General features: G+C 67.5%; 6 protein-coding genes. 2 read left to right on the plus strand and 4 right to left on the minus strand.

Going from position 1 to position 6,511, the window contains the following annotated elements; all coding sequences use genetic code 11:
- Positions 1-12: 12 nt before the first annotated feature.
- The 4 genes from GGD89_RS15730 to GGD89_RS15745 all read right to left on the minus strand — a co-directional run bounded on the left by GGD89_RS15730 (position 13) and on the right by GGD89_RS15745 (position 2,760).
- Positions 13-1,524 (minus strand): FAD-linked oxidase C-terminal domain-containing protein, encoded by a 1,512-nt coding sequence (locus GGD89_RS15730; protein WP_184047040.1) that lies wholly within the window; start codon positions 1,522-1,524, stop codon positions 13-15.
- 188 nt (positions 1,525-1,712) lie between these two features.
- On the minus strand, positions 1,713-2,009 hold the full coding sequence (locus tag GGD89_RS15735) for a DUF2442 domain-containing protein (RefSeq protein ID WP_184047042.1): 297 nt from the start codon (positions 2,007-2,009) through the stop codon (positions 1,713-1,715).
- Between the two features lie 55 nt (positions 2,010-2,064).
- Positions 2,065-2,283 (minus strand): DUF4160 domain-containing protein, encoded by a 219-nt coding sequence (locus tag GGD89_RS15740; RefSeq protein ID WP_184047045.1) that lies wholly within the window; start codon positions 2,281-2,283, stop codon positions 2,065-2,067.
- Between the two features lie 33 nt (positions 2,284-2,316).
- Positions 2,317-2,760, minus strand: a complete 444-nt coding sequence (locus tag GGD89_RS15745; protein ID WP_184047048.1) for a universal stress protein — start codon at positions 2,758-2,760, stop codon at positions 2,317-2,319.
- 323 nt (positions 2,761-3,083) lie between these two features.
- On the opposite strand from GGD89_RS15745, the gene dnaK reads away from it, so the two are divergent.
- Together dnaK and dnaJ are read left to right on the plus strand one after the other, a co-directional pair.
- Positions 3,084-5,030 (plus strand): molecular chaperone DnaK, encoded by a 1,947-nt coding sequence (dnaK, locus tag GGD89_RS15750; protein ID WP_184047051.1) that lies wholly within the window; start codon positions 3,084-3,086, stop codon positions 5,028-5,030.
- A 179-nt stretch (positions 5,031-5,209) separates the two neighbouring features.
- On the plus strand, positions 5,210-6,346 hold the full coding sequence (gene dnaJ / locus GGD89_RS15755; RefSeq protein ID WP_184047054.1) for a molecular chaperone DnaJ: 1,137 nt from the start codon (positions 5,210-5,212) through the stop codon (positions 6,344-6,346).
- Positions 6,347-6,511 lie beyond the last annotated feature (165 nt).

Consider the following 6,511-nt stretch of genomic DNA (forward strand, 5'->3'; position numbering starts at 1 on the left):
GAGTCACGAGTCCTAGAACCTCGGGATATCGGGGAATGGAACCGCCCCCCCGGACACGCGCATCCGCCCCAGTTCGGCGCATCGGTGCAAGGTGGGAAAGACCTTGCCCGGGTTCAGGAACTGCCCCGGATCGAAGGCGCATTTCAGGCGCTGCTGGTGCGCCATGTCGGTCTCGGTGAACATGGTGTACATCAGGTCGCGCTTCTCCACGCCCACGCCGTGCTCGCCGGTCAGCACGCCACCCACCGCCACGCACAGGCGCAGGATGTCGGCGCCGAACGCCTCGGCGCGCTCCAGTTCGTCGGACACGTTGGCGTCGAACAGGATCAGCGGATGCAGGTTGCCGTCCCCGGCATGGAAGACGTTGGCCACGCGCAGGCCGTACCGGCGGGACATCTCCGTCATCCGCTGCAACACCCGGGGCAGCGCCTGGCGGGGAATGGAGCCGTCCATGCACAGGTAGTCGGGCGAGATGCGCCCCACCGCCGGGAAGGCTGCCTTGCGTCCGGCCCAGAACAGCGCCCGCTCCGCGTCGTCGGCGGACGCCCGCAGCGAAACGACGCGGTTGTCGTGGGCGATGGCGGCGACGCGCTCGATCAGGTGGTCGACCTCGGCCTCGGGACCATCCAGCTCGCAGATCAGCAGCGCCTCCACATCAAGCGGGTAGTCGGCGTGCACGAAGTCCTCGGCGGCATGGATGGCCGGCCTGTCCATCATCTCCAGGCCGGCGGGAATGATCCCCTGGGCGATGATGGCGGCCACGGTGTCGGCGGCGGCGGTGGTGTCGGGGAAGCCCATGAGCACGGCGCGAGCGGTCTCCGGGCCGCGCAGGATGCGCACGGTGACCTCGGTGATCACCCCCAGCAGGCCCTCGGAGCCGGTGACCACCCCCATCAGGTCCAGATCGCCCGGGTCCAGGTGCCTGCCGCCCAGGCGCACCACCTCGCCGGTCATCAGGACCATCTCCAGGCCCAGCAGGTTGTTGGTGGTCAGGCCGTACTTGAGGCAATGCACCCCGCCGGCGTTCTCCGCCACATTGCCGCCGATGGAACAGGCGATCTGGCTGGAGGGGTCGGGGGCGTAGTAGAAGCCGCGCGCCTGGACGGCCTGGGTGATGCCCAGGTTGGTGACCCCGGGCTGGGCCACCACGCATCGGTTGTCATAGTCGATGTCCAGGATGCGGTTGAACTTGCCCAGCCCCAGGGTGACCGCGTCGGCCAGCGGCAGGGCGCCCCCGGACAGCGAGGTTCCCGCGCCCCGGGGCACGATCTTGACGCCATGGTCGTGGCAGTAGCGCAGGACCTTGGACACCTGCTCCGTGGTGGAGGGCAGCACCACCACCAGGGGCGGCTGGCGGTAGGCGGTCAGGCCGTCGCACTCGTAGGCGCGCAATTCGTCCTCGTCGACGATGACCCCCTCGCCCACAGGACTGTTGGAGGAGCCGTCGGGCACCAGGCGCCGCAGGTCGCGGGCGATCCGGGCGCGGCGCGCGATGACGTCGGTGTCGGGATCGGGCATGCGCATGGGCGGACGTCCTCGGCCATCGGGCACGGCGCGGACCGGTCATGACGGAACCGCGACAGTATAACCGATGTACGCCTGGGCGAGCCCCACCGCAAGCACACAACCGAGCAGTACGTCCGCCTCATGAAACACCAGGACAGAAACCGGCCGCCGGAACACCCCGCCAGACGCCGCGCCGACGAAAGGGCTTAGCCCCTAGCGGCGCTCGGCAACGCCGCGCGCGGCGATCCAACATCGTAATGTCGATCCGGACTGTGCGCGATTTCTCGGTACATGGTGTCGGGAGCAAGGTCCAGGTCACCAGGCCAGACCACAACCCCACCCTCGACACGCGCGCAGGCAACCGCGTGGTCGTCGCTCAGGGCCTCGAACACACCGGTGCAGAATGCACGGTCAATGCGGATCGTTCCATTCAGGCCGTCCTTGAACTGAACGGCAAGGGTCCGAGGCGCAACAGGATGGACGTCAATCACATGCCAGTGCATTCGACCTTCTCCGTTAATCAAGAGGAGCGATCTTCTCTGGCCTCTTCTTTTACTTTCAAAGAGACCAGTTTCGCGCCAGCTCATCGCGATGCAAATCCGCCCATTCCATCACCATCCGCGCCGCCCTTCGCGGCAGTCCCCCTTCAATGACTTCAAGATTTTGAAGACTCACCAAGACTTCATGTTCACCATATGTCGCATGAAAGTGCGGGGGAGCATGATCGTCCCAAAACATGCGGATGATGATGCCGTAGAACGTGGAGATCGTTGGCATACGTCGTCAACCCGCGATCAACCGCCCCACGCCTCACCCGGCGCTCGCTTCCTCGCGCACCACCAGGACCGAGCAGGTGGCATGCCGCACCACGCGCGCGGCGTTGGGACCCAGCAGGTAGTCGCGCAACTCCGGCCGATGGGCACCGATGACGATCAGGTCGATCCGGCGCTGCTCGGCCATGGCCAGCACGGATTCATAGACATTGCCCTCGCCCACCAGATGGTTGACGGTCATGCCCGACGGCAGCGCGGCGTCGGCCTTGGATTTCAGGTTCTCCATCACCAGCCGGGCCATCTTCTTTTCATAGCCGTTGGGGAAGAACTGGCCCACCATGCTCATGCCGAAGGCCGGCACCACGGTCATCACGTCCAGCCGCGCCGACCACTGCCGCGCCAGGGTCACGGCGGTGGGAAACGTGCGCTCCCAGTCGAATGGAGCATCCAGATCCACGGACACGAGAATACGGCTGAACATCGCGGCGGGTCTCCCGGTCGGGACAACGGGTGGGCGGCCAGCCTAGCATGGGCGGGGGCGGGACTAAACACCCGGCCTGCGCGTCCCCGCCGCCCTGGTTCCCGGCGCCACCGGCGCGCGGCGTTGATTCTGTTGCGACACCCGCGACCGATCCTTATATAGCGCCAAACCTCAACACGCCCGATGCCGGGCGGCGACCGACCTCCCCCTCGTGGATGGACAGGGTCCGCCGTCGCGGCAACGGCCACTGAAGACCCCTTCGTTCCGGGAAACGCCGCGGTGCCTGATGGGGCCGCCGTGCTTCGCCAAACTGGAGACAGACCATGAGCAAGGTTATCGGTATCGACCTGGGAACCACCAACTCCTGCGTCGCGGTCATGGACGGCAAGGATGCCCGTGTGCTGGAGAACGCCGAGGGCACGCGCACCACGCCGTCGATGGTGGCGCTGACCGACAGCGGCGAGCGGCTGGTGGGCCAGCCGGCCAAGCGCCAGGCGGTGACCAACCCTGAGAACACGCTCTTCGCCATCAAGCGCCTGATCGGCCGCCGTTACACCGACCCGACGGTGGACAAGGACAAGGACTTGGTGCCCTACAAGATCATCAAGGGCGACAACGGCGACGCCTGGGTCGAGGCCCAGGGTGACAAGTACGCCCCCAGCCAGGTGTCGGCCTTCATCCTGCAGAAGATGAAGGAAACCGCCGAGGCGCACCTGGGCGAGACCGTCACCCAGGCGGTCATCACCGTGCCGGCCTACTTCAACGACAGCCAGCGCCAGGCCACCAAGGACGCCGGCAAGATCGCCGGCCTGGAGGTGCTGCGCATCATCAACGAGCCGACGGCCGCCGCGCTGGCCTACGGCATGGACAAGAAGCACACCGGCACCATCGCCGTCTATGACCTGGGCGGCGGCACCTTCGACGTGTCGGTGCTGGAAATCGGCGACGGCGTGTTCGAGGTGAAGTCGACCAACGGCGACACCTTCCTGGGCGGCGAGGACTTCGACGCGCGCATCATCGCCTATCTGGCCGAGGAGTTCCGCAAGGAGCAGGGAATCGACCTGCGCCAGGACCGCCTGGCCCTGCAGCGCCTGAAGGAGGCCGCCGAGAAGGCCAAGATCGAGCTGTCCTCGTCCATGCAGACCGAGGTCAACCTCCCCTTCATCAGCGCCGACCAGAGCGGTCCGAAGCACCTGAACATCAAGCTGACCCGCGCCAAGCTGGAAGCCCTGGTGGACGACCTGGTGCAGCGCACCATCGGACCGTGCAAGAAGGCGCTGGCCGACGCCGGCCTGAAGGCCAGCGAGATCGACGAGATCATCCTGGTCGGCGGCATGACCCGCATGCCCAAGGTGCAGCAGGTCGTGAAGGAGTTCTTCGGCCGCGACCCCAACAAGGGCGTGAACCCCGACGAGGTGGTGGCCATCGGCGCGGCCATCCAGGGCGGCGTGCTGAAGGGCGACGTCAAGGACGTGCTGCTGCTGGACGTCACGCCGCTGTCGCTGGGCATCGAGACCCTGGGCGGCGTGTTCACCCGCCTGATCGACCGCAACACCACCATCCCGGCCCGCAAGAGTCAGGTGTTCTCCACCGCCGAGGACAGCCAGAGCGCGGTGACCATCCGCGTCTTCCAGGGCGAACGCGAGATGGCCGCCGACAACAAGCTTCTCGGCCAGTTCGACCTGGTGGGCATCCCGGCGGCGCCCCGTGGCGTGCCGCAGATCGAGGTCACGTTTGACATCGACCCCAACGGCATCGTCAACGTCTCGGCCAAGGACAAGGCCACCGGCAAGGAGCAGACCATCCGCATCCAGGCGTCCGGCGGCCTCTCCGACGCGGACATCGACCGCATGGTCCAGGACGCCGAGCAGAACGCCGAGGCCGACAAGAAGCGTCGCGAACTGGTGGAGGCCCACAACCAGGCCGACGGCCTGATCCACGCCACCGAGAAGACCCTGTCCGAGCACGGCGACAGCATCCCCGCCGACGACAAGGCCAAGATCGAGGCCGACATCGCCGCGCTTCGCGAGGCCATGAACGGCGAGGATCTGGATGACCTCAAGGCCAAGACCGAGGCCCTGATGCAGTCCTCCATGAAGCTGGGCGAGGCCATGTACAAGGCCCAGCAGGAGGCCGGCGCGGCCCCGGGCGGGGACGCCGACGGCCCCTCGGCACCCGGGGGTGACGCGGGCACCGGAGGCGGCAAGGCCGACGACGGCGTCGTCGACGCCGACTTCGAGGAGGTGGACGACTCCCGAAAGGCCAAGTAAAACCGGCGCCTTCACGGCGCGCCGGGCCGCCATCGGGATCGCGCGCGGGCGCGGCCCCCCGACCTTCGGGGGGCGCGTGCCGGTCGTGACCCGGGGCGGCCCGTTCGCGTGACGGGGACGCGGCCACGCCGCGGGCGACGCCAGGCAACCGATCACCGCCGCCGGAGAGATCATCGGGGATGAGCAAGCGAGATTACTACGACGTCCTGGGCGTCGACCGTCAGGCCGAAGCCGACGACCTGAAGAAGGCCTACCGCAAGCTGGCCATGAAGTACCATCCGGACCGCAACCCGGATGACAAGGACGCCGAGCACAAGTTCAAGGAACTGAACGAGGCCTACGAGGTCCTCAAGGACGAGCAGAAGCGCGCCGCCTACGACCGCTTCGGCCATGCGGCGTTCGAGGGCGGCGGCCCGGGTCAGGGCGCCGGGTTCGGGGGATTCGGCGGCTTCGCCGACATCTTCGAGGAGATGTTCGGCGAGGTCATGGGCGGCGGCCGGCGCGGCGGCGGGGGCCGCTCCAGCAACCGGGGCGCCGACCTGCGCTACACCATGGACATCTCCCTGGAGGACGCCTTCGCCGGCAAGAAGGCCACCATCCACATCCCCACCTCGGTGATCTGCGACACCTGCTCCGGCAGCGGCGCCAAGGACGGCACCCAGGCCAAGGCCTGCGGCACCTGTGGCGGCCTGGGCCGGGTGCGGGCGCAGCAGGGCTTCTTCACCATCGAGCGCACCTGCCCCACCTGTAACGGCCAGGGCAAGGTGATCGCCGATCCCTGCGGCGCCTGTTCCGGCAGCGGCCGGGTGCGCCGCGACAAGACCCTGGAGGTGACCATCCCCGCCGGGGTGGAGGACGGCACCCGCATCCGCCTGGCCGGCGAGGGAGAGGCCGGGTTGCGCGGCGGGCCGCCCGGCGACCTGTACATTTTCCTTTCGGTGGCGGCGCACCGTCTGTTCCACCGCGAGGGCGCCAACATCCACTGCCGCGTGCCCATCCCCATGACCACGGGGGCGCTGGGCGGGGCCATCGAGGTCCCCTCGATCGACGGCGCCCGCGCCAAGGTGACCATCCCCGCCGGCACCCAGACGGGCACCCAGTTCCGCCTGCGCGGCAAGGGCATGAGCGTGCTGCGCTCACCCGCGCGGGGCGACATGTTCATCCAGGCGGTGGTGGAAACGCCCATGAACCTGACCAAGAAGCAACGCGAGCTTCTGGAGTCGTTCGCCAAGGAGGCCGGTGACGATTCCACCAGCCCCGAAAGCCATGGCTTCTTCAAGAAGGTCAAGGAGTTCTTCGAGGACCTGACCGACTAGTGTGGTGGATTTGAAGTTCCTATGACCTGGTCGGGAAGCGCTGGACGGACCTTCAAATCCATAAACCACACTAGCAGTCTGTCGGGTTTGGCCGCGCGGCCTTGAGTTTAGGTGGTGGCGCGGGTGTCATGCGGCCCTGATGCGGGCCATCCGCTTGCAGTTGTA

Origin of the sequence: Roseospira visakhapatnamensis (assembly GCF_014197915.1) — a bacterium.
GTDB lineage: Bacteria > Pseudomonadota > Alphaproteobacteria > Rhodospirillales > Rhodospirillaceae > Rhodospira > Rhodospira visakhapatnamensis.